This is a genomic window from Bradyrhizobium sp. CCBAU 45384 (assembly GCF_028128665.1).
GTDB lineage: Bacteria > Pseudomonadota > Alphaproteobacteria > Rhizobiales > Xanthobacteraceae > Bradyrhizobium > Bradyrhizobium manausense.
The window spans coordinates 81,059-103,029 of the sequence record NZ_LBIZ01000120.1; the positions used below are offsets into that span (position 1 = coordinate 81,059).

The window sequence follows — 21,971 nt, forward strand, 5'->3', positions numbered from 1 at the left end:
CAGGACGACTCGGGGAGGGCCTACACCCGCGGCTTGGCCTCCGCGACGGTGCCGCCATTGCGCCGGCGATAGATCCACACCGTCACGCCGACCACGATCGCCACGGCAACCACCGTCAAAATCCACATGTGCTTGAACGGATGCCCCTCGTGCGGCACGCCGAAATATTGGTGGAAGGCCGATACCGCCAGCACGCCCGGCAGCACATGGGCGGGCGCCCAGACCAGGATCGCCGGGATGTTGACCGCGTAAAACCGCGCCGGCTCCATCCCCAGGGCACCCGCCGTGACGGGCACGAAGGCGCGGATCGGCGGCACGAAGCGGGCGAAGAACACGGCCCAGGTGCCGAAGCGGTGGAAGAAGGTCTCGCTCTCCTCGACCACGCGCGGGTAGTTGGTCAGCGGCCAGGTGTTGAGGATCTTGCGCTGCTGCCGGTGTCCGATCCAATAGGCCGAGCCGTCGCCGAGCACGGCGCCAAGCGCGGCTGCCAGCAGTACCCATTGCAGTTTGAGTTCGCCGCCCGGAACCAGCGCGCTCAGCGCCAGAATGATGGTCGAGCCGGGAATGACCGAGCCCACCACCGGGACGGCTTCGAGCAGCGCCGCCAGGAACAGGGTCAGGTAGGCCAGCCACGCATGGACTGAGACGAAGGAGATGAGGGGGTCAAGGAAGGACGTCACGAGGTCTCTGTAGCGGACTGGAGCAATCGGGTTCAGACCCTTACATAAGTAAGCGGCGGCGATGGAAGTGCCATTCGCGTTGCCATTCCCTTGTGCAGGCGCCTGTCTGGCGCGAAATTTGGGCGAGATTTGCAGGGCAGCCTTCCAAAAATCGCGTTCCTTGCCTATCTAAATGAAAAGACAACGGAACTTTGATTGCGGGGCGGGCTTCTGCCGGCACGTTGTCTCTGATAGGTTCGAAAGCGCACCCAGCCGCAGCCAACGTGCAAATAACTGGTCTCGGGATCGCCCGGGGCCTCGGAGGATTGATGACGACCGCCGCCCTGTCCAAAGTTGAGGAAGTTTCCGGTTTGCCCGACATGAAGGTGTCGGTGCGCCAGGTGTTCGGGATCGACAGCGATCTCGAAGTGCCGGCCTATTCCGAAGTCGATCCTCACGTCCCTGAAGTCGATTCCGACTACCGTTTCGACCGCGCCACCACGCTTGCCATCCTCGCCGGCTTCGCCCGCAACCGCCGCGTGATGGTCACCGGTTATCACGGCACCGGTAAATCCACCCATATCGAGCAGGTCGCTGCCCGGCTGAACTGGCCCTGCGTGCGCGTCAACCTCGACAGCCACATCAGCCGTATCGACCTCGTCGGCAAGGACTCGATCGTGGTCCGCGACGGCAAGCAGGTCACTGAGTTTCGTGACGGCATCCTGCCCTGGGCGCTGCAGAACAACGTCGCGCTGGTGTTCGACGAATACGACGCCGGCCGCCCCGACGTGATGTTCGTGATCCAGCGCGTGCTGGAAGTCTCCGGCCGCCTGACGCTCCTGGACCAGAACAAGGTGATCAAGCCGCATCCGGCGTTCCGCCTGTTCGCGACCGCCAACACGGTCGGTCTCGGCGACACCTCGGGCCTCTATCACGGCACCCAGCAGATCAACCAGGGCCAGATGGACCGCTGGTCGATCGTCACCACGCTCAACTATCTCAGCCACGACGAGGAAGTCGAGATCGTGCTGGCCAAGGCCAAGCATTATCGCACCCAGGAAGGCCGCGACATCGTCAACAAGATGGTGCGCCTTGCCGATCTCACCCGCAACGCCTTCGCCAATGGCGATCTGTCGACGGTGATGAGCCCGCGCACGGTGATCACCTGGGCGGAAAACTCCGACATCTTCGGCGATATCGGGTTCGCCTTCCGCGTCACCTTCCTCAACAAGTGCGACGAGCTCGAGCGTCCCCTGGTCGCCGAGTTCTACCAGCGCTGCTTCAACGCAGAGCTGCCGGAATCGGCGGTGAACGTGGCGCTATCCTGATCTCTCTCGGCATGTCGTCCCGGCGAAAGCCGGGACCCATATCGCGTGATGTCTCGATTGAAGCGACGCTGATAGTTTCCCTGACCCAACGAACGCCGGTGGTTATGGGTCCCGGCCGCCGTGCGCAATTGCGCACCAGGCCGGGACGACGGTGAGATCGAGATGAGCACGCCTTCCAACTCCAAATTCCGCAACAGCAAGGAAGCCCCGACCGAGCCGTTCAAGCGCTCGGTGGCGTCCTGCCTGAAGGCGATCGCGAAATCGCCCGAGCTCGACGTCTCCTTCGCGGCCGAACGCCCGGGCCTCGCGCCGGGCAAAGCCCGCTTGCCCGAGCCGGCGCGCAAAATGACAAAACGCGACGCCGCGATCGTGCGCGGCCACGCGGACTCGATCGCGCTGAAGATCGCCTGTCACGATCCGAAAGTTCATCGCAAGTTGATGCCCGGCAATCCGCAGGCGCGCGGCGTGTTCGAGGCGGTCGAGCAGGCGAGAGTCGAGGCGATCGGTGCGCGCCGCATGGCGGGCGTTGCCAGGAATCTCACCGCGATGCTCGACGACCACTTCCACCGCGGCAAGTTCGACGAGATCACCGACCGCGCCGATGCGCCATTGGCCGATGCGCTGGCGATGCTGGTGCGCGAGCGCCTCACGGGTCTGGCGCCGCCCACGGCCGCCAGGAAGATGGTCGATCTCTGGCGTCCCATTCTCGAAGACAAGATCGGCAAGCGGCTCGACCGGCTCGATGGCGTGGTCGAGGACCAGACCAAGTTCGGCGATGCCGTGCATGACCTCCTCACCGCGCTCGACCTCGGCGACGAGCGCAGCGCCGACAGCGAGGACGACGAGGACAACGACGAGAACCAGGACGGCGACAACGATCAGTCCGGCGCGGAAGGCTCGCCCGATTCCGACGCCGCGCAGGAGATGAGCGCCGACCAGGCGCAGGCTTCATCAGAGGAGATGAGCGAGAGCGCGATGGAAAGCGCGCAGGCCTCGACCTCCGATACCTTCGACGACGGCGAGCTCGGCGACGACGAGACGCCGGGCGAGGCGACGCGTCCGAACCAGCACGGCAAGAACGAGCCGCGCGGGCCGGAATATCACGCCTTCGCGCCGAAATTCGACGAGGTCATCGCCGCCGAGGATCTCTGCGACCATGACGAGCTGGAGCGCCTGCGCGCCTATCTCGACAAGCAGCTTGCGCATCTCCAGGGCATCGTTGCCCGCCTCGCCAACCGCCTGCAGCGCCGGTTGATGGCGCAGCAGAACCGCGCCTGGGAGTTCGATCTCGAAGAGGGCATTCTGGACCCCGCCCGCCTGTCGCGCGTCGTCACCGATCCCTATCACCCGCTGTCCTTCATGCACGAGAAGGAGGCGACGTTCCGCGACACCGTCGTCACGCTGCTGCTCGACAATTCCGGCTCGATGCGCGGACGCCCGATCACGGTCGCCGCCACCTGCGCCGACATTCTGGCGCGCACGCTGGAGCGTTGCGGCGTCAAGGTCGAGATCCTCGGCTTCACCACGCGCGCCTGGAAGGGCGGGCAATCGCGCGAGGCGTGGCTGGCCGCCGGCAAGCCGGCCAATCCCGGCCGCCTCAACGATCTGCGCCACATCATCTACAAATCCGCCGACGCCCCCTGGCGCCGTGCGCGGAAGAATCTCGGCCTGATGATGCGCGAGGGGCTGCTGAAGGAGAACATCGACGGCGAGGCGCTGGACTGGGCGCACAAGCGCCTGCTCGGCCGCCCCGAGCAGCGCAAGATCCTGATGATGATCTCGGACGGCGCGCCGGTCGACGATTCCACGCTGTCGGTCAATCCCGGCAATTATCTCGAGCGGCATCTGCGCCACATCATCGAGGAGATCGAGACCCGCTCGCCGGTCGAGCTGATCGCGATCGGCATCGGCCATGACGTGACGCGCTACTATCGCCGCGCGGTTACGATCGTGGATGCCGAGGAGCTCGGCGGCGCCATCACCGAGAAGCTCGCCGAACTCTTCAGCGAGACCAACGCCGCGCCCACGCAACCGGCCGGTCGCCCGCGACGCAAACTGCATTCGTGAGCACAGATCAATCCCGCCGCAGCTTTCTTGGTCACGCGGCGGCGGGATTTTCCACTTTCGCTTTGCCCAGGCTCGCACAAGCGCAGGTCAAGCCGGCGCAGCTCGAGCATGCCGTCAACGAGCCCGTCAGCATCGAGGTCAATGCGCGGCCGATCCCGTTCTTCGAGCCGCGCGATCGTTCGCGCGTGCGCTTCGGCTCACTGCAATATCGCAGCGGGCTGGTGCTGACCTCGCCGCATCGCGGCTTCGGCGGCCTCTCGGGCTTCCGCTTCCTCGATGCCAACGGCGAGCGCTTCCTCGCGCTGTCGGATCAAGGCACCTGGTTCACCGGCGCCATCCGCTATGACGGCGGCAAGATGGCCGGCCTTGCCGATGTCGAGGCCGCGCCGGTGCTGAACGCGGAGGGCCGCCCGATCACCGAGAAGCGGCTCTGGTACGACACCGAGTCGCTCGCGCGCGACGGCTCGCTGGTCTATGTCGGGCTCGAGCGCGTCAACCAGATCATGCGCTTCGACTTCGCACACGGCGGCACGCGCGCCCGCGGCGAGGTGATCCCGACGCCATCGGCGATCCGCAAGCTGCCGGTCAACAAGGGGCTCGAAGCGCTGGTGTTCGTGCCGAAAGGCAAGAGCACGCCGCTCGCCGGCACGCTTGTAGCGTTCTCCGAGCGCGGGCTCGATGCCGACGGCAATCTGGTCGCCTTCCTGATCGGTGGCCCGTCGCCGGGCCAGTTCGCCGTGCGCCGCACCGACAAGTTCGACATCAGCGACGCCGTGCTGCTGCCATCAGGCGAGCTGCTCATCCTCGAGCGCAAATTCTCCTGGTTCACCGGCATCGACATCCGCATCCGTTCGATCCCCCTGAAATCGATTGCACCGGGGGCGCTGGTCGACGGCTTCGAGCTGTTTCGCGCCGATCTCGGCCACGAGGTCGACAACATGGAGGGCATCGACGCCCACGTCACTGATAACGGCGAGACCGTGCTGACCATGGTGTCGGACGACAATTTCTCCCTGCTCCAGCGCACGCTGCTGCTGCAATTCACGCTGGTGGAGTAGGTTGAACGTCGGCTGCCCCTGCGCCGACACACCATCATGCCCGACCGCCGCGCCGTCCTCGCTTTGCTCCTCGCCTTCGCCGCCTCGCCGGGCATGTCGCCCGCTTTGGCGACGGCCGAGCACAAATACGGCAAGGGTGAATACGCCATCATCCAGGGTGGCAAGGCGCCGAACGGAAAGCTCTCTGTTGCCGCGCATGGCGAGGGCGATGCCGGCTCGGAGAATTTCCGCCTCTCATTGATGGCGGAGCCCGCGCATCGCAAGCTGATGACCCTTCCCAATGTCAAGGACGACAACATCCTGGACTCGGCGCCGGATGCCTTCCACGCCGCCTGGTCGGCGGATTCGCGCATCGTCGCGGTGTCGTTCCGCAGCGAGCGCCACGTCGTCACGCTGAACATCTATGACATCAACGGCACCAGGGCGAAGCTGCTCGATAGCCCTGATCTATTCCGTGACGTCACCGGCCGCAGCGTCGATAGTGCCAACGATATCCAGGTTCGCTCGTCCGTCCCTGATTTCACCTGGGCGGCGCCGCGCCGTTTCCACCTCACCGAATACCGGGTCCTGGTTGCTGATGACGCCAAGCTGCTCGACAAGCTCGGCCCTCTCGCCAGGACGCTGAAGTATGACGGTGACGGCACGATGATCGAGTTCTCCGCGGTGGCGGATGGGGAGCTTCTGCCCGACGGCAAGATCCGCATGGGCAAGCCGACGCCGGGCAAGTTCGTGGATTCGCCGTAGGGCGCGCGCTTCCCGCAATGCATGGCCCCGCCATCCGCCATGCCGCCCGCGCATCTCGCAATTCGCCGCCCAGCCACTAGACTTCATGCAATCGCTTCCATCCCTCGCTGTCCCGGATCCCCCTCGCATGAGCGCCCTGTTTTCCCCGATCAAGTTGCGCGGCCTGACCCTAGAGAACCGCGTCGTGGTGTCGCCGATGTGCCAGTATTCGGCCGAGGACGGCGTTCCCACCGATTGGCACTTCACCCACATCAACAACCTGGCGCTGTCGGGGGCTGCGATGTTCTGCATCGAGGCGACCCATGTCGAGGCGATCGGCCGCATCACGCCGGGCTGTCTCGGCCTCTACAGCGACGCCTCCGAGGCCGCGCTGAAGCAGATCCTCAGCTCGGTGCGCAAGTATTCGCACACCGCCATCGCGATGCAGCTCGCCCATGCCGGCCGCAAAGCCTCCAGTGCGCGCCCCTGGGACGGCGGCCAGCTCATTCCGCTCGAGCAAGGCGGCTGGCAGACGGTGGCGCCGTCGGCGATCCCGCACAAGGAGGGCGAGGCCGCGCCGCTCGCGCTAGATAGCGCCGGCCTGAAGCGCATCCGCGAGGCCTTCGTCGACGCAGCGAAGCGCGCGACGCGCATCGGCATCGACGCGATCGAGCTGCACGGCGCGCACGGCTATCTCATGCACGAGTTCCTGTCACCGCTCTCGAACAGGCGCACCGACGAATATGGCGGCTCCTTGCAGAACCGCATGCGCTTCCCGCTGGAAATCTTTGAGGCCGTGCGCGCCGTGTTCCCGGAAAACAAGCCCGTGGGCATGCGGGTGTCGTCGACCGATTGGGTCGAGGGCGGCTGGGACTTGGGCCAGACCATCGAATTTGCCAAGGCGTTGAAGGCGCGCGGCGTCGACTGGATCGATGCCTCCTCCGGCGGCGTCTCACCGCTGCAGAAGATCACGCTCGGCCCCGGCTATCAGGTGCAGTTCGCAGACGCCATCAAGCGCGAGACCGGCGTGCCGACCATTGCGGTCGGCCTGATCACCGAAGCGAAGCACGCCGAGGAGATCGTCGCGAGTGGCAAGGCGGACATGGTCGCGCTCGGCCGCGCCATGCTCTACGAGCCCCGCTGGGGCTGGCACGCCGCCGCCGCACTCGGCGGCGAAGTCGAGGCCCCACCGCAATATTGGCGCTCGCAGCCCTCCACCCAGAAGGCGCTGTTCGGCAGGACGACGTTCGGGGCGAGGTAGCTTGTTCGCCGCCCAATTCGCACCAGGTCGTCATGCCCGGGCTTGTCCCGGGCATCCACGTTCTTGATGCCGCGAGACAAGGCGTGGATGGCCGGGACAAGCCCGGCCATGACGGAGAGAGACTCGCTCGCGCCCACTTCACGCATCCGTAACCCCGCTTAGCTTTCACCGGCCGGCAAACTGGCCTAACCTCTGCGCCTCATCACGGAGGGTCCGCCATGCGGTTTCGTGTTCGCAAGACTGCCCACGTGTTCGAGCGATTGGGCCTCGCCATGGCTGGCGCGGCGTGCGGGCTGTTCGTGGGCGCCTATGTCGGATCGGCGATATCAGCGCTGACAACGCAGGGCTTCCTGCTGCTGATGATGGTGCTCGGTGCCATCGGCTTCTATCTCGGCATCGACACGCCGCAGCTGCCGTTCGACGACGCCCACAGCCACATCGACGCCGCCGAGCTGCTCAGTTCCGCCGGCACGCTCTGCGCCACGCTCACCGCGCTCGTCTCCGTCGCCGTCATCGTGCTCCGCCTCGAGCCCCACGACGCGCTGACCTGGCTGGCGCTGCTGGGCTGGATCGGCGGCGTCGCCATGCAGATCGTCGCGGGCGCGAAGGCCAGGATGCGGAAGGCGTGAGGGAAGCGGGTCAGGCTTCGCCCAGCATTCCGCCGTCGTCCTGGCGAATTAAAACACCACGCCCACCCGCGTGCCGCGTTTCCACGCGATCCGGCAGCGCTTCTTGGTGTTGACGTGCAGCAGCTCGAACCGATCGGGGATCTTCACCTGCCCGCCGAGATCGACGCAGGCCCCGCCGGGCGAATAGTCGATCAGCGTGCACGGGATCACCGGCGCGCGCGGGTCGGTGATGATCTTGGCCTGGCGCGACACCAGGCCTGATGGCTTCACACGGGCAAACCTTCGCGGAAATTGTGGCACGTGTCCTCCTGCTCCGCCGCTCATGCGGAGGTCTCGACGGTCATGATGCCGGTGATGTGATGCGATCGCGCTAAAGCGAGGGCGAGAATTTTAATGAAAAGTAGCGGCGATTGCAGAATGCGGAGGTAGTGGGGTGGGGATTCTTCCCCTCTCCCCTTGCGGGCCCCTTGGGGGAGAGGGTGGCTCGCGAGCCTGCCTCCTCACACTCCGTCATTGCGAGGAGCCCTTGCGACGAAGCAATCCAGACCGCCTTCGCCGAGGCTTCGGCGGACAAGTCGCTTCGCTCGCAATGACGCGGAGAGGCCGGCGCCCGTCACTCTCCATCATCCCGTCACGACCTCCTCCACCCCCGCCGCCAGATCCACCCCCGGCGGCACCGGCATCGGCACCGTCACGAAATCCTTCGGCAAATTCACCGGCCGATAGTCCGGCTCGACGTCCATCCGTTTCAGCACGCTCTCATGCACATGCGCGCCTTCAGGGATGAAGCGCGGCTCGGCGTCGGGAATGTAGAAGCCCCACACCACCTTCCGCTCCCGCCATTCCCGATATTTCGCGCGCTTCGGCAGATATTCCAGCACGCGCCAGAGTGCCGTCATGGAATTGTGCAGCACGCCCGCCTTGCCCGTGAACGCGGGCGAGACGTATTGGAACGGCGAGTTCTTGCGCTGGATGCCCCAGGCGAGCTGGTTCACGGTGCGCCTGTTGAAGTTGAGCCCGGCCTTTTCCGCTTCCTCGATCATCCAGAGCAGCGGGTATTTCGATTCCGCGCTCGTCGCCTCCGGATAGCCGCCGCCGACGTCGCAATGCACGCCTGAGAACCACACCTGCAAAATGTCCTGCCCCACCTTTTTCTCGTCGGGCACGTAGCGGTTGCTCCAATATTCCTGCGGCTCCTCATACGCCTTGAGGCGGAACATGCGCCGCCGCTCGTCGATCGCGATCGCCTGGCGGAAGATGTTGACGCTCGGATTGCGCCTGACGAAGGCGAGCTCCTCCAGCGTGAACACCAGGAAGAACACGTCGCGCCGCGGCACGATCACGCTTGCCACCGTGTCCCACACGCCGATGAAGTGGATGGTCGGCCAGCGCGTCGAGGTGATGCGCGCGAACTGCGCGGCAAGGTCGAATGCGTCCTTCGGCAGCGGCCCCTGGTCGTCGACCACGATATCCTTGAGGTCCTCGATATCGTTGCCGCGCCCCAGCCCGGAATATTGCTTGTAGGCGACAAGGCCACTGCCTGCGAGGTTCGCCTGCTCCGGCGAGATCAGGCCGACTTTATGGATCAGCCCCGCCAGCACGCGCACGGTATAGGCGCCGCGCGAAAAGCCGAACAGATAGATGCGGTCGCCGGGCGCATAATGCTCGATCAGGAAGCAATAGGCGGACAGCAAATTGTCATCGAGCCCGTAGCCGGTGGCGAGCCCCAGCACCAGCTTGATGTTGGCCTTCCACCTGTTCCAGGTCGACGGCTCCGTCACCGTGCCGACCCCGGGATCGTAAAACACCATCTGCCGCGGCTGCGTCTTGTCGGTCTTGCGCAGGCAGCGATACAGCTTCAGGACGTTGGAGATGTTCTCGCTGATCTCGTTGCCGGTGCCGTCACAGCAGATGACGAGGTTCTTCGACTCGGGTTTGGCCGCGTACTCCATGGGATGCGCCTCCGGGTGATGCTACCGGGGCGAGTATAGCCGAAATGCGCGGCGGCGAGGAGACGGCAGTGGCGCCGCGAAGACGGTGCGCTCCCTCGCCCCGCTCTTGTCCGCCGAAGCCTTGGCGAAGGCGGATGCGGGGGCGCGACGAGCTTCGCTCGCGCTGAGAGGGTTGGGGTGAGGGGTGCTTCCGCAATCACGGTGAGAGTTGGGCGCGCGATCGCTCCACAAACTCGTCATGCCCGGGCTCGTCCCGGGCATCCACGTTGTGGTCTCCACGGCGCAAGAACGTGGATGGCCGGGACAAGCCCGGACATGACGGGCTCCGCGATGCAGCCGACGCTATATCTCTCGTTACTTCTTCTTCCCCGGCCCGAAATCCGGCTGCCAGTTCGCCTCCTTGCGGCTGGGCGCTGCGGCGATCACCTTGGCCTTGTCCTTCTTCGGCTTCTTGGCTTCACGATTGCTGCGCTGCTGTCCCTTGGCCATTTTCGTCTCCTCCAAAAGGTTTGGAATGAACTTGGCTTGACCGATGGCAACGTGTGCATCCCGCGCGACGTGCAGGCGCATAACAGAGGTACGCCTGTAGCGCACCGATAGCGAGAGCTAAAACGCCGCGCGTGCAAGCGCGCTAACCCCCTCAACTTCTATGCCGCACTCCCGGCCGAAGAACACCCGCCACCGCGCGCCGGTGACCGCACTGTTCGACGATTTCGCGAGACTTGGCGGAGATAGTTGAAGCGGGCGACGGGCGCCTGCGGTAGCCACGGCTCGCGCCCGGAAATAAGTATCGTCCCGGCCTAGTGCGCAAGGGAGCCGGGACCCATAACCACCGCAGCGAGTTGTTGCGGATAGTTGTGCCACAGCGTGCTTCGACAAGAGTAGACCGGGGTAATGGGTCCTGGCTCCGCAGCCTCGGCTGTTGACATTAACCACCTGTTAACCATGCGGTCGCCTAATGTCGGCGATGGGGGGATTCACCATGCCGGCCCATGTGACGCGACTGAAGTTGATGCCTGTTTCGGCCGATCCGGCCATCCAGTCGGTGGCGAGGCTGGCGGCACGCGCCAGGGCCGTCCTACAGGGCAAAACGCCTGTCCTACGGAGCAAAGCCATGTTCGGAAAGGATGACCTCGTGGACCATCTCAGCCGCGATCTCGATCGCGCGCGCGAAAGACGCGACGCACTCGCATCCGAAGCCACGACCCTGACGGCCCAGATCGCCGAAATCGAAGCCCGCCTCATCGAGGAAAAGAAAAGGCGGGAGCGCGAGCGCGTCCTGGGCGAGATCGAAGCGATCAAGACGCGAATCAAGCAAGCCGCCGGCGCATTTGCACCTGTCGTCGACGGTCTCTCGAGGGCGATCGAGCAGGCTACGGCAGTCGTGCCCGAGGCGCGCGAGCTCAATAGTTTCCTGGTGTCGGTGGCGAGCGAGATCGACAGCGTGCTCGATCCCCTGTTGCGCGAACTTGATCAGCGCGCGGATGGGGTGCGAGGGGGACAGGCCGTGCCGGAGCTGCCGAGTCCGGCCCATGAAGCGCCGCCGGTCGAGCTGCCGAAAGACACCAACGAGCGCCTGCTTCGCTTCCCGGCGTGGCTGTCTCGCGACAAGGAGGCGGACAAGAAGGAAACCGCAGAGAGCCCGCGCAGCACGGCAGCGTGAGCCTGGGTTGCGCTGCGCACGCTCGCAGCGCTCCATGTCCGGTCCTGGAGAGTTATTGTTTGCTCGTCATTCCGGGGCGCGCCTTTTGGCGCGAACCCGGAATCCATCTCTCGACGTTTACTGCGGCCAGATGGATCCCGGGCTCGCGACTTTGTCGCGCCCCGGGATGACGAGCTGTTGTTGGGCTCGCTGGTCGCCGAGCAGGTAACCCCGCCTCGTCCACTCAATTGGCCGCGCGGCGCAGGAAGGCCGGGATATCGAGAACGGCCTCGTCGGGCGCATTGCGCGCAGGCGCGCGGCCTTGGGGATGCAGCGGCTGAATTGCCGCCTGGCGCGCATACTCCATGCCCGGCCTTGCTGGTGGTCCCACGGGATGATGCGGCTGCGGGCGGAGCGGCGGGCTTTCTCCTTGCGGAAGGGGTGCGCTGCGCTCGATGCGATCGGCGATGCGCCGGCCGTCATTGCGCAGCTTTCCGGCGAGTTGGGCGAGGGCGGTTTCCACCGGCAGCGCCTGCGCCGCGTCGAGATTGTCTATGCCGGTCGCCACCACCGAGACGCGGACGATGCCTTCGAGGCCTTCGTCAAAGGACGCGCCGACGATGATGTTGGCGTCCGGGTCGGCCTCGTCGCGAATGCGGGTGGCGGCTTCGTCGACCTCGTACAGCATGAGATCCTTGCCGCCGGTGATGGAGATGATGAGGCCGCTGGCGCGCTTGATCGAGGGATTCTCGATCAACGGATTGGAGATCGCGGCCACGGCGGCGGCAAGCACGCGCTTCTCGCCCGAAGCCTCGCCCCGTCCCATCATGGCCTTGCCCTTCTCCTTCATGACGGAGAGGACGTCGGCAAAATCGAGATTGATCAGGCCTTCCTTGACGATGAGGTCGCTGATGCAGGCGACGCCCGAATACAGCACCTGGTCGGCCAGGGCGAAGGCATCGGCGAATGTGGTCTTCTCGCTGGCGACCCGGAACAGGTTCTGGTTCGGGATGATCAGGAGGGTATCGACCGTCTTCAGCAGCTCCTCGATGCCGGCTTCGGCGAAGCGCATGCGGCGCTGGCCCTCGAAGTAGAACGGCTTGGTGACCACGCCGATGGTGAGAATGCCGAGCTCGCGCGCGATCCTCGCGACGACGGGTGCGGCCCCGGTGCCGGTGCCACCGCCCATGCCGGCCGTCACGAACACCATGTGCGCGCCGGTCAATTGATCGCGGATCGTATCGATCGCCTCTTCGGCCGCGGCGCGTCCCAGTTCCGGCTGCGAGCCGGCGCCGAGGCCCGCGGTCACCTTCGTGCCGAGCTGGATGAGGCGGCTTGCCTTCGACATGGCCAGCGCCTGCGCGTCGGTATTGGCGACGACGAACTCGACCCCCTGCAGCCCGGCGGTGATCATGTTGTTCACGGCATTGCCGCCGGCGCCGCCGACGCCGAACACGACGATGCGGGCCTTCATTTCATGGATATCGATATTGCCAGCCATTTTTCCCTCTCGATTGGTCCGGCAAGCCGGGGATTAGAGAAAGTCTCAAATGCTACCCGCATGATTCGGAAAAGTGCGCTGCGGTTTTCCGAATAAGATCATGCGCAAATAACAACCTAGAGCGCGATGACTACTCATCCTGACCTCATCGCGCTCTAGCCATGCGGTCTGCTTGCACGATCGAAGCGGCCAGGTGTCCCAAGCGAAGCGCGGCGTGCCCGATGAGCGAGCCGCCCGCGCGGCGATCGGTCCGCAGCGCCGTCATTTCGTCTTCCAGTCGTGCCGCCCACGCATTGGCGGCCGTCGCCTCGGCGCTCGCCTGCTGCAGCTCGACGGCGAGGCGCTCGGCGCGCTCCCGCTCGCGCTCGAACACTTGCCTGTAGGCGGTTGCCACGTCTTCGAGCCGCGCGATCTCCGCCTTGAAGGCCTCGGTCTCAGAAGCGTTTTCGAGCGAAGTGGATACCGGTTCGCGCAAGGAAAACGCGTCAGAATAAAAATTTAGAGCCCCGTTCCGACTCCGTCGGAACGGAAATGGCTCTAACGCTTCGATCCTCGCGACGGAGTCCCCGATGGGGTCGGCCCGGCGACCCGTCCTTGGGCGGGGCGTGTACCGCAGTTCGGAGAAATCAACCCTCACCAGGGCCTTGCCGTCATCCGAACGCGAGCGCGGCAGGCGGCGACGTCTCGCCAGCGACCGCGCGGCCTCGCGCGAGATATTGAGGCGGGCACCCAGATCGGCATACGTCAACAACGCAACAGACATCGGCGCTTCTCCTGGAGCGAACCGGGAAGGCATTTCGGGCTAATGATGGCTGGACGATTACAGCAGGCTAGGCTGCGTTGGTTAATGCGTGGTTAACACCCGCGCGGGTGCTGTTTACCGGTGCTGTCACCGTGCCGCCCCTGGGGATCGGAGCGTCGACCTGGGGATCGGAGAGCACCATCTGTCGCGACTGCGTCTTGGCGGACTTGCGCCGGCAGCAAGTTGGGCGCGCGATCGCTCCACAAACTCGTCATGCCCGGGCTCGTCCCGGGCATCCACGTTGTGGTCTCCACGCCGCAAGAACGTGGGTGGCCGGGACGAGCCCGGACATGACGGGCTCCGCGATGCAGCCGACGCTATATCTCTCGTTACTTCTTCTTCCCCGGCCCGAAATCCGGCTGCCAGGCCGCGTCCTTGCGGCTCGGCGCCGCGGCGATCACCTTGGCCTTGTCCTTCTTCGGCTTCTTGGCTTCGCGGTTGCCGCGCTGCTGTCCCTTGGCCATGGCGTCACGCTCCTTTGCAGGTCTGAGTTCGTCCAGTTCATCCGCCTGCAGCACGCGTCCGCGCGGCGTGCAGACGCGCACGTCCATGTAGCCGTCGCGCAGCAGCTTCTGCGCCAGCCGCAGCGCCACGGTGGCGTTGCTGCGGCCGTGATTGGCGCTGCCATATTCGCCCGTCGCCCAGATCAGATAGGGCACGCGCACGGGCCTAGCCATGAAACAGCGCCGCCGCGCCGACGAGAAGCAGCAGGAACAGGGGAACGACGACAGGCGGAACGATCCATTCCGAGGCGCGAAAAGGCGGCATCGCATGCTCCTCTCGCGGACACGCGGAAGGCGTGCCCTGGCGACTGAATTGACGGCGGGAGCGCACGTGACCCTCAGTCACCGGTCGATGCCGTAGCGGAAGATGCGGTGATGGAAACAAGCCTACGCCTCCGCAACCCCAATAGCGAGGATTAAAACGCGACCTCGTTGAGCGACCTGCGCGCACGCCTCGTCCTTCGAGACGACCGCTCGCGGTCTCTTCAGTGCCCGCTAGAACTGCTGCCATGCACTCCGACCTCATCCTGAGGGCCCGCCGCAGGCGGGCGTCTCGAAGGATGCGCCACGGGGAAACTGCACAGCGACGATAGCGCTGGCTATTGCCGTGCAAGAAGCGCATGCTCGCGCTCGCCGGCGTCGGTTTGGGGCCGCTCTCGCAGCAAGGCAGGCGTGCATGACCATCCGTTCGCGGCGGGAAACCGTCACGTTCAAGCATCCGTTCCGCATCCACGGCATCGAGCGCGTGCTGCGCCCGGGCGCCTATCAGGTGATCGCCGACGAGGAGAGGCTCGAAAGCGAGACGGTCTCGGCGTGGCGCCGCGTCGGCACGTCGATCATCGTGCCGGCGGAAAGTCCAGCCGGCACCATGGAGATGCTGTCGATCCGCGCATCCGATCTTGCCGACGCGATCGCGTCCGATGCGAGCATCGCCAATGACTGATCACCCCGTCGATCTCGACAAGCATCGCGGCATGGCCGCGCAGAAGGCCACCGATCTGCGCCGCTCGCTCGCCGAGGTCGAGAACCATGTCCGTGAGTTGCGCGAGCGCGAGGCTGATCTCGAACACCGCCTGATGACGGTGCCATCAGTCTCCTGGCCCGAGGCCGCCGTGAAAGCGCGCTACCTCCTCAACCTCTACGCCGCCAGCCTCCCAGCGGAGGACACCCGCCACCGCGCCCTGGTGACGGCGCTGCTCGACGATTTCGCAAGGCTGGGCGGGGACAACTGAGGGCGGCCGCGCCGTACACCTCTCCCGCTTGCGGGAGAGGTCGACGCGCCCGGGCGATGCGAAGCATCGTCCCGCCCGGGCGATGCGAAGCATCGTCCCGCGCGGCGGGTGAGGGCTCTCTCCTCTTGGGGAGTGTCCCATTGTGGAAACACCCTCTCCCCAACCCTCTCAGCGCGAGCGAAGCTCGTCGCGCCCCGCAAGCGGGAGAGGGGGAACGAACCATCACCGAAGCAACGCGTTCAGTTCTCAGGAAGCAACCCGCGTAACAGGAGTCCCCCATGCCCCTCACCAGCGGCCGCTTCATCGGCCACGAGCAGGACCGCGGCATCATCCAGTTCTCCATGCACGACGGCGCGAAGGAAATCCCCTGCGCGATCTCCACCTCCGCCATGGACGATCTCGAACGCGGCCCGCAAACCCGCCCCGAGCACCGCGAAGCCCAGTTCACCCGCCTCCGCGACCGCATCGAAACCCGCGCCGCCAGCAAATACAGCGCCTGCGAGTTCGAAGGCACCCCGCCGGGCATCGTGCTGCGGAGCATTGATTTTCGGGGGTAGGGGCGGGCTATTGCTGCTCGTTGATGTCCGTCGTGAGCAGGCGGCGATGGAGCCTCAGGACGTTGGAGATGTTCTCCGAGCTCTCGTTGCCGGTGTCTTCACGGCTGATGACGAAATTCTTCAGTGCAGTGTTGGCTGCTTGCTGCACGCTGTAGCTCAGGTTGAAGCTTCGTGCTGAGTGTGCCGCGTCGCGATGCCGTAAAACTACGGAATTTCCTTAGGTCCTAAGTCTAGGTCCCTGGGTGTATTTTTCTCGATTACACCACTAAGTTCTTGCGTAGAATCGCATTCACCGATTGATTGCAAATCATTCTGTTTCGTCATTCCTTCTGACCGCGTACAGGATAAATTCGTGGACGACATTTCGGACGCTGGTGGCGTCGCCGCACGGATCGGATTCAAGTATCAAGATCATGTAGCGGCCTCGTTCGTGCTCGATATGATCGGCGACCGAAGGGTTGTTCAGGTTGAGTGCGAGACGAGCGATGATATCACTCGGATACTCCATCAAGATGATCTTGAAATTATCGAGTATATCCAGGTCAAAACTACGGATCGAGACAAGAAGTGGACGTCCACTGAGCTAACAGAGCGAGCAACAAAGGATAGCCCGACCTCGCTTGTCGAAAAATCCCTTCTAGCCGATAAGCATCAACCTTGCTCTCGTTTCAGGATCGTTACGAGACGATCTGTGAATGCAACGCTGGCCGCGTTGCTGGATCCTCTTGAGGGACGAACGGCCGCGGGTCAAATTTCCGTATTGGCTGCGAAGCTGAAGGCGAAGTATCCAAAAACGGTTTCATCCAATGGACACGATCTCGCTTATTGGGCCCAAAATGCACTGTGGGATGTTCGGTCCGGACTACAGCAAATTGAATCGCAAAACCTGCAGCTCCTGAGCAGGATCGCGGAAGAGTTTGGTGCGAATCCCACCTACTCTCAAGCGAAGAGGATTTACTCTGACCTGCTTCTATTGGTCGAAACCGCCGCTGCGGCGACGCGACGAAACAAGAGTCAAAAGGTCATTACGCGCGTCACCATCTTAGATTGGTGGAGTGCTCGCCTGGCAGAGGTTCGCGCGACAGCGGCAGCGACCGCGAAGCCCTATAGGATACGTGGCACTAGCTTTTTCATAGAAGTTCACAACGTTCCATACCCGCTCGAGAAGCGGCAAGCTCTTGGCTACGATGCTCAATATGAACGCAAAGTGTGGCGCTCGCGGCAGCTGTCTCAATATTTAGTCAGTTGGCTCGCCGAACTATCATTGAAGGCGAGCGAGCTTGCTGAGATCGACCAACTAAATCTTAAGCAGAAGCTTGATGCTGGGCTGGCTACTATCCGGGCGCAACGGACGCTGAATTCTCGGGAATTACTTGGAGAGTCGTTACTCCACGCGATCTTGCGCCATTATTTCGGGAGCGAGCCTGTCGCTTGCAAATTGTTTCATCGCTCTTGCTTGGGAGATCGAGTAACAAGAAACGCGCACATTGTATCGAATCAACAGGGCGACCAACTTTGGTTGGGGCGCACTTACCTCTTAGAGAGTGAAGACGAGCGTGAGCTCTTGGCTCGGATCGCAGATGATTTGTGCGAGACTCTCGCAACCGAAGTCCTTCAGGAGGAGAGGCAGGTAATAATCCAATTGCGAGAGCCGCAGCATCTGACCTCGCGGTCCTTATGGGATGCCTTTGGGCCTGGGACGCCGATCGACCGGCTACTTGAGATGCTATGTATCCCAGTATTGATTGCATACGACAGTGCAGTGCTCGGCGTCGGTCATTCAGACGATTATCAGCAGAGGTTGAAGTCAGAGATCGCAAAGTTTGCAGACAGACTTGTTTCAAGTCTCCCGGCGCAAACGGCGGAAGTTCAAGTGCATATCATTTTTGTTCCAGTCGAAGATCTCTCTGTGCTCGTAGATCAATTTGAAAAGGAAATTGGCTTGGCATGAACTACAGGCAACTAAGGGACCAACTTGGCCAAGAGGACCTTCAATCCGCCGATATGTTCAAGGTCTTGGGGCAAATCGCGGGCCACGTAAACAACAAAGAGACGCATAACCAAGGGCGCGATCTCGTAATCCGCGCGCTCGCTCGGAGAGATCTTTGTGGCGAATTTGAAACTCGCGTTCTAGCGTCCCTTGTTCGTAACGTCGGGCTCTATCCTTACTTGTCGCCGATGCTAGAAGCCGTTGAGGATGATGATTTTCTAGCCTACGAGTTGCACCGCCCTGATGGGCTAGATGCGGTATTTCATAGCTTGCAGGCCCGTATCTACTATCAGCTGCGATCGGGCTCGAACGTTGTCTTGAGCGCGTCGACCAGCGTTGGCAAGAGCTTGTTGATCGATGCCATGGTTGCCCTTGGCAAGTTCAGGAAGATTGTCGTGGTCTTGCCCACGCTTGCCCTGATTGACGAAACTCGAAAGAGGCTAGCTTCTAAGTTTCGCGAACGGTGTCACCTAATTACGCACCCAACTCAAGTCGCTCGTTCTGACAAGATCAACGTGTATGTGCTGACACAAGAGCGGGTTCGGCATCGAATTGATTTGTCTAACATAGATTTCTTCGTAGTGGATGAGTTCTATAAGCTTGACTTCAGGCGGGACGATGACAAGCAAAGGGCGATTGAGCTCAATCTCGCCTTTCATCAATTGGCATCTACGGGCGCGCAGTTTTATCTCCTCGGCCCAAATGTCCAATCGATTAAGGGATTAGACAAGTACGAATTCCATTTCATCCCATCCGACTATTCAACTGTAGCGGTAGATGTTGTGCAGTTCGATCTGCCGAGTCGTGGAGACGATCGTCCAAACAAGCTGGCGGAGCTGGCGCAGGTGATAGAGGGCTCTACCTTAATTTACTGCCAAGGCCCCAGTAGTGCCGTCAAAGTTGCCCGGCGACTCATGCGCAGCGTTGAACCAAGTAGCGCTGAAGCGTGCGTAGGTACTGCGCATTGGATGGCGGAGAACTACCATCCAGAGTGGGCAGCGGTTGCGGCTGTGCAACATGGAATAGGTCTTCACCATGGAGGCATTCCGCGCGCCCTTCAGCAGCATATGGTGCGCATGTTCAATGATAGTTCACTTAAGTTTCTGGTCTGCACCTCGACCCTCATCGAGGGCGTGAATACGGCGGCGAAGAACGTCATTGTGTACGATCGCCGGCGGAATAGGAACGTGTTGGACTTTTTTACTTATAAGAATATTCAAGGTCGCGCGGGGCGAATGGGTACATACTTCGTGGGCAAGGTGTACATGCTGGAGAAGCCGCCGGTCGACGACGATGTTGTTGTCGAGTATCCGCTCGGGGAGCAGTCCGAAGAAACGCCCCTAACTCTTCTTCTTCAGTTAGATGACGACGAACTCTCGGATCTCTCAAGATCGAGGGTTGAAGATGCAATTAAGAATAGCTTCTTGTCGGCCAATACGCTTCGTCAGAACGGCGCAGTGGCGCCAGATATCCAAAATCGGATTGCAGGCATTGTTCATCAAAAGTTCAAATCCGGAGACACTGCCTTGGTCTGGAGCGGATTCCCCAAGCACTTTCAGCTAATCGCCGTCTGTGAAATCATAGTCGATGAATTGTCAGGTCCGCGCTTAAACGATCTTGGCATTAGCTCTGGAAGGCAACTCGCCTGGCATCTGAGCACGCTAAGTCAAGCGGATGGAATTCCTGGCTATCTTGCCGAGATCGCGCGCGGAACGTTAGCTCATCAAGTTGTATCCGACAGAATTGATGAGGCTCTAAAGGTCATTCGCAATGTCATTACGTTTCAATTTCCGCGGGATCTGATGGTGCTAGACAGAATCATTTCAGAGGTCGCAAGTCGCCTGGAGATGGCTGGACCGAACTACAGCATTTATGCCGAGGCCACTGAGAATCTTTTCCTTCCGCCTGCGATTGCAGCATTAGAGGAATATGGAATTCCGGTGCAGATCGCGAGGAAGCTGTCTGCCTACCTACATGAATATGATCTCGATCGAACCTTGGACGATCTGAGAACGCTTGATCTCTCGACGGTCGAGAAGCTTTCGGCCTTTGAGCGTACGTTCGTTGGATCGGTTCAGAACGCGGTTTAAACGGAAGACTCTGCGGGAACTAGCCCACAAAAAACAAAAACGGCCGGATCTTTCGATCCGGCCGCAACGCAAACTCTACCCGGCTAAGCCTACGCCACGCGACGCAACCTAGCCCCCCGCCCTATTCCGAAAAATTCTCAGCTGGCCTTCTTGGCCGGCGCGTCGCCGACCTTCTTCTCGATGGCGCGCTTCAGCTCGACGGCGCGCGGCGAGAGGGCGTCGGTTTTGGCCTTGAGCAGGAAGGCATCGAGGCCACCATTGTGGTCGACGCTCTTCACCGCGTTGGTGGAGACGCGCAGGCGCACGTTGCGGCCCAGCGCTTCCGAGATGAAGGTGACGTTGACCAGGTTCGGCAGGAAGCGGCGCTTGGTCTTGATGTTGGAGTGGCTGACCTTGTGGCCGACGAGGGGGCCCTTGGCCGTCAGTTCGCAGCGGCGAGACATGGCATAATTCCTTCGTTCGAAACCCCCAATGCTTGCGGCCGCCATTCGGGGCGCCACGGGGGCAAATTCTTTCGTCCTTGCAGGGAGCGGGCGGACGTATAGGGGGACTGGGGCGGATAGTCAAGGATTTGGGGCGGGGATTCATGCCGCGCAACAGGTGTCATCGCCCGGCTTGACCGGGCGATCCAGTATCCCAGAGGCCGGCGTTTGAGGGCTCGCTCTTGCCAGATCGGCCGCGGCGTACTGGATGCCCCGGTCGAGCCGGGGCATGACAGCGGAGCCAGCACGGGGGAGGTGTCCGGGCCCGGCGCGACTCCCGCCCAATCACCAAAACGGCAATGTTTAAAACCCCTTACCATCACATAAAGGGCGTAATCGCCGCTGAATAGTCAGGTCGGTTCCTTAAAGCTTGGCCGTTGGGACACATTGCTTGCCGCCGGAACAGGCTTAAGTAACAACCACTCGTTTTCCGATTGGATCGTCTCGTGCACACGTCCCCCCTCATCCCGCCCCGGCTGCGCGCGGCCGGCAGGCTGGCCGTTGTCATCAGGCTGGCGCTGGCGGCTGTTGGCGGGCTGGTTTGGGTGTGGGGAACGCAGCCGGCGGCGGCGCAGGGCAAGCTCGAGGCGCAATATGAGGCAACGCTGTCAGGCATCCCAGTCGGCCGCGGCGCCTGGAACATCGATATCCAGGACGACGTGTTTTCCGCGGCGGCTAGCGGCGGCACCACAGGCATTCTGAAATCCTTCGCCGGCGGGTCCGGCACCGGCGCTAGCCAAGGCCGCGTCGTCAACGGCGCGCTGGTCGCCTCCGCCTACCAGGCCTCCACCACCACCTCGAAGAAGACCGAAGAGATCCACATCACCCTCGACAAGGGCAATGTGAAGGACTTTGGCATCATTCCGGAGCCGCCGGTCGATCCTGACCGTATCGTCGTTACCGAGGCGCATCGGCGCGGCGTGTTCGATCCGATGACAGCCTCGCTGGTGCGCGTGCCCGGCACCGGCGATCCGCTGTCGCCCGAGGCCTGCCATGGCAGCGCGCCTGTTTTCGATGGCCGCATGCGCTACGAGCTCAAGCTCGATTTCAAGCGGATGGAGACGGTGAAGGCGGAGAAGGGCTATCACGGCCCGGTCGTGGTCTGCGCGCTCTATTTCGTGCCCGTCGCCGGCTACATCCCCGACCGCCCCGTGATCAAATATCTCGCCGCCCAGCGCAACATCGAGATCGCGCTCGCCCCGGTCGCGGGCACGCGGATCCTGGTTCCGTTCTGGCTGAAGGTCCCGACCCCGCTCGGCCCCGCCATGCTGGAAGCCACCAGCTTCATCACCACAGCCCAGCCGCCAAGGGTGGCGAAGACGCAGTAGGGATTTTGGCTTCTGACACCACTCCTAGACCGTCACCCTGAGGTGGCCGCTTCTTCAGCGGCCCTCGAAGGGCGACAGCCCGACTGTTCCCGCGCGCGCAACCCAGCCGCCCCATCGGGGCCCTCCATCCTTCGAGGCTCCCGGCACGGCGCTGTGCGCCGCGCCGC

22 protein-coding genes are annotated in these 21,971 nt (G+C 62.8%); 13 read left to right on the top strand and 9 right to left on the bottom strand.

Annotated features, from left to right (window positions below; all coding sequences use genetic code 11):
• Window positions 1–20: 20 nt before the first annotated feature.
• Window positions 21–680 (bottom strand): DedA family protein, encoded by a 660-nt coding sequence (locus XH80_RS40100; protein WP_271603392.1) that lies wholly within the window; start codon window positions 678–680, stop codon window positions 21–23.
• Between the two features lie 308 nt (window positions 681–988).
• On the opposite strand from XH80_RS40100, the gene cobS reads away from it, so the two are divergent.
• The 6 genes from cobS to XH80_RS40130 all read left to right on the top strand — a co-directional run bounded on the left by cobS (window position 989) and on the right by XH80_RS40130 (window position 7,725).
• On the top strand, window positions 989–1,987 hold the full coding sequence (gene cobS, locus XH80_RS40105) for a cobaltochelatase subunit CobS (protein WP_025032652.1): 999 nt from the start codon (window positions 989–991) through the stop codon (window positions 1,985–1,987).
• A 162-nt stretch (window positions 1,988–2,149) separates the two neighbouring features.
• Window positions 2,150–4,054, top strand: a complete 1,905-nt coding sequence (gene cobT / locus XH80_RS40110; RefSeq protein ID WP_057747448.1) for a cobaltochelatase subunit CobT — start codon at window positions 2,150–2,152, stop codon at window positions 4,052–4,054.
• Window positions 4,051–5,112: an esterase-like activity of phytase family protein gene (locus XH80_RS40115; RefSeq protein WP_271603393.1), complete on the top strand. Its 1,062-nt coding sequence runs from the start codon at window positions 4,051–4,053 to the stop codon at window positions 5,110–5,112. The genes cobT and XH80_RS40115 overlap by 4 nt, the downstream gene beginning before the upstream one ends.
• Window positions 5,113–5,148: 36 nt before the next feature.
• The gene (locus XH80_RS40120) at window positions 5,149–5,856 is read left to right on the top strand and encodes a hypothetical protein (RefSeq protein WP_271603394.1); all 708 of its coding nucleotides are present in this window, start codon (window positions 5,149–5,151) and stop codon (window positions 5,854–5,856) included.
• A 127-nt stretch (window positions 5,857–5,983) separates the two neighbouring features.
• A complete protein-coding gene (locus XH80_RS40125; protein WP_271603395.1) occupies window positions 5,984–7,096 on the top strand; it encodes an NADH:flavin oxidoreductase/NADH oxidase in 1,113 nt (370 codons plus the stop codon).
• Between the two features lie 218 nt (window positions 7,097–7,314).
• Window positions 7,315–7,725: a hypothetical protein gene (locus tag XH80_RS40130; RefSeq protein ID WP_271603396.1), complete on the top strand. Its 411-nt coding sequence runs from the start codon at window positions 7,315–7,317 to the stop codon at window positions 7,723–7,725.
• A 48-nt stretch (window positions 7,726–7,773) separates the two neighbouring features.
• Here the strand turns inward: XH80_RS40130 and XH80_RS40135 are convergent, their stop codons facing one another.
• From XH80_RS40135 to XH80_RS40145, 3 genes are all read right to left on the bottom strand, one after another.
• Entirely contained in the window at window positions 7,774–8,025 is a 252-nt protein-coding gene (locus XH80_RS40135) for a PilZ domain-containing protein (protein WP_083514210.1), read from the bottom strand.
• Window positions 8,026–8,348: 323 nt separating this feature from the next.
• Window positions 8,349–9,677 carry a DUF2235 domain-containing protein gene (locus XH80_RS40140; protein ID WP_271603397.1) on the bottom strand — a complete coding sequence of 443 codons (1,329 nt, stop codon included), beginning with the start codon at window positions 9,675–9,677 and terminating at the stop codon, window positions 8,349–8,351.
• A gap of 354 nt (window positions 9,678–10,031) precedes the next feature.
• Entirely contained in the window at window positions 10,032–10,166 is a 135-nt protein-coding gene (locus XH80_RS40145; protein WP_271603398.1) for a hypothetical protein, read from the bottom strand.
• Between the two features lie 625 nt (window positions 10,167–10,791).
• Here XH80_RS40145 and XH80_RS40150 point away from each other — a divergent pair.
• Window positions 10,792–11,340: a hypothetical protein gene (locus tag XH80_RS40150; protein WP_228749228.1), complete on the top strand. Its 549-nt coding sequence runs from the start codon at window positions 10,792–10,794 to the stop codon at window positions 11,338–11,340.
• Between the two features lie 223 nt (window positions 11,341–11,563).
• On the opposite strand, the gene ftsZ is transcribed toward XH80_RS40150, so the two are convergent.
• From ftsZ to XH80_RS40165, 3 genes are all read right to left on the bottom strand, one after another.
• On the bottom strand, window positions 11,564–12,820 hold the full coding sequence (ftsZ, locus tag XH80_RS40155; protein ID WP_271603399.1) for a cell division protein FtsZ: 1,257 nt from the start codon (window positions 12,818–12,820) through the stop codon (window positions 11,564–11,566).
• Window positions 12,821–12,965: 145 nt separating this feature from the next.
• On the bottom strand, window positions 12,966–13,583 hold the full coding sequence (locus XH80_RS40160; protein WP_271603400.1) for a hypothetical protein: 618 nt from the start codon (window positions 13,581–13,583) through the stop codon (window positions 12,966–12,968).
• 368 nt (window positions 13,584–13,951) lie between these two features.
• Window positions 13,952–14,299 carry a hypothetical protein gene (locus XH80_RS40165; RefSeq protein ID WP_271603401.1) on the bottom strand — a complete coding sequence of 116 codons (348 nt, stop codon included), beginning with the start codon at window positions 14,297–14,299 and terminating at the stop codon, window positions 13,952–13,954.
• A 502-nt stretch (window positions 14,300–14,801) separates the two neighbouring features.
• Here XH80_RS40165 and XH80_RS40170 point away from each other — a divergent pair.
• From XH80_RS40170 to XH80_RS40180, 3 genes are all read left to right on the top strand, one after another.
• Window positions 14,802–15,068, top strand: a complete 267-nt coding sequence (locus XH80_RS40170; protein ID WP_220001287.1) for a hypothetical protein — start codon at window positions 14,802–14,804, stop codon at window positions 15,066–15,068.
• Window positions 15,061–15,357 (top strand): hypothetical protein, encoded by a 297-nt coding sequence (locus XH80_RS40175; RefSeq protein WP_271603402.1) that lies wholly within the window; start codon window positions 15,061–15,063, stop codon window positions 15,355–15,357. The genes XH80_RS40170 and XH80_RS40175 overlap by 8 nt, the downstream gene beginning before the upstream one ends.
• A gap of 278 nt (window positions 15,358–15,635) precedes the next feature.
• Window positions 15,636–15,914 carry a DUF1488 family protein gene (locus XH80_RS40180; RefSeq protein ID WP_057747459.1) on the top strand — a complete coding sequence of 93 codons (279 nt, stop codon included), beginning with the start codon at window positions 15,636–15,638 and terminating at the stop codon, window positions 15,912–15,914.
• A 7-nt stretch (window positions 15,915–15,921) separates the two neighbouring features.
• Here XH80_RS40180 and XH80_RS40185 read toward each other — a convergent pair whose 3' ends face one another.
• Complete coding sequence (locus XH80_RS40185; RefSeq protein ID WP_271603403.1) at window positions 15,922–16,062, bottom strand: hypothetical protein; 141 nt, start codon at window positions 16,060–16,062, stop codon at window positions 15,922–15,924.
• A gap of 204 nt (window positions 16,063–16,266) precedes the next feature.
• On the opposite strand from XH80_RS40185, the gene XH80_RS40190 reads away from it, so the two are divergent.
• Together XH80_RS40190 and XH80_RS40195 are read left to right on the top strand one after the other, a co-directional pair.
• On the top strand, window positions 16,267–17,865 hold the full coding sequence (locus tag XH80_RS40190; protein WP_271603404.1) for a HamA C-terminal domain-containing protein: 1,599 nt from the start codon (window positions 16,267–16,269) through the stop codon (window positions 17,863–17,865).
• Window positions 17,862–19,994, top strand: a complete 2,133-nt coding sequence (locus XH80_RS40195) for a DEAD/DEAH box helicase (protein WP_271603405.1) — start codon at window positions 17,862–17,864, stop codon at window positions 19,992–19,994. The genes XH80_RS40190 and XH80_RS40195 overlap by 4 nt, the downstream gene beginning before the upstream one ends.
• Before the next feature lie 137 nt (window positions 19,995–20,131).
• On the opposite strand, the gene rpmB is transcribed toward XH80_RS40195, so the two are convergent.
• The gene (gene rpmB, locus XH80_RS40200) at window positions 20,132–20,437 is read right to left on the bottom strand and encodes a 50S ribosomal protein L28 (protein ID WP_271603406.1); all 306 of its coding nucleotides are present in this window, start codon (window positions 20,435–20,437) and stop codon (window positions 20,132–20,134) included.
• A 557-nt stretch (window positions 20,438–20,994) separates the two neighbouring features.
• On the opposite strand from rpmB, the gene XH80_RS40205 reads away from it, so the two are divergent.
• Window positions 20,995–21,804: a DUF3108 domain-containing protein gene (locus XH80_RS40205; protein WP_333932782.1), complete on the top strand. Its 810-nt coding sequence runs from the start codon at window positions 20,995–20,997 to the stop codon at window positions 21,802–21,804.
• The last annotated feature ends 167 nt before the right edge of the window (window positions 21,805–21,971 follow it).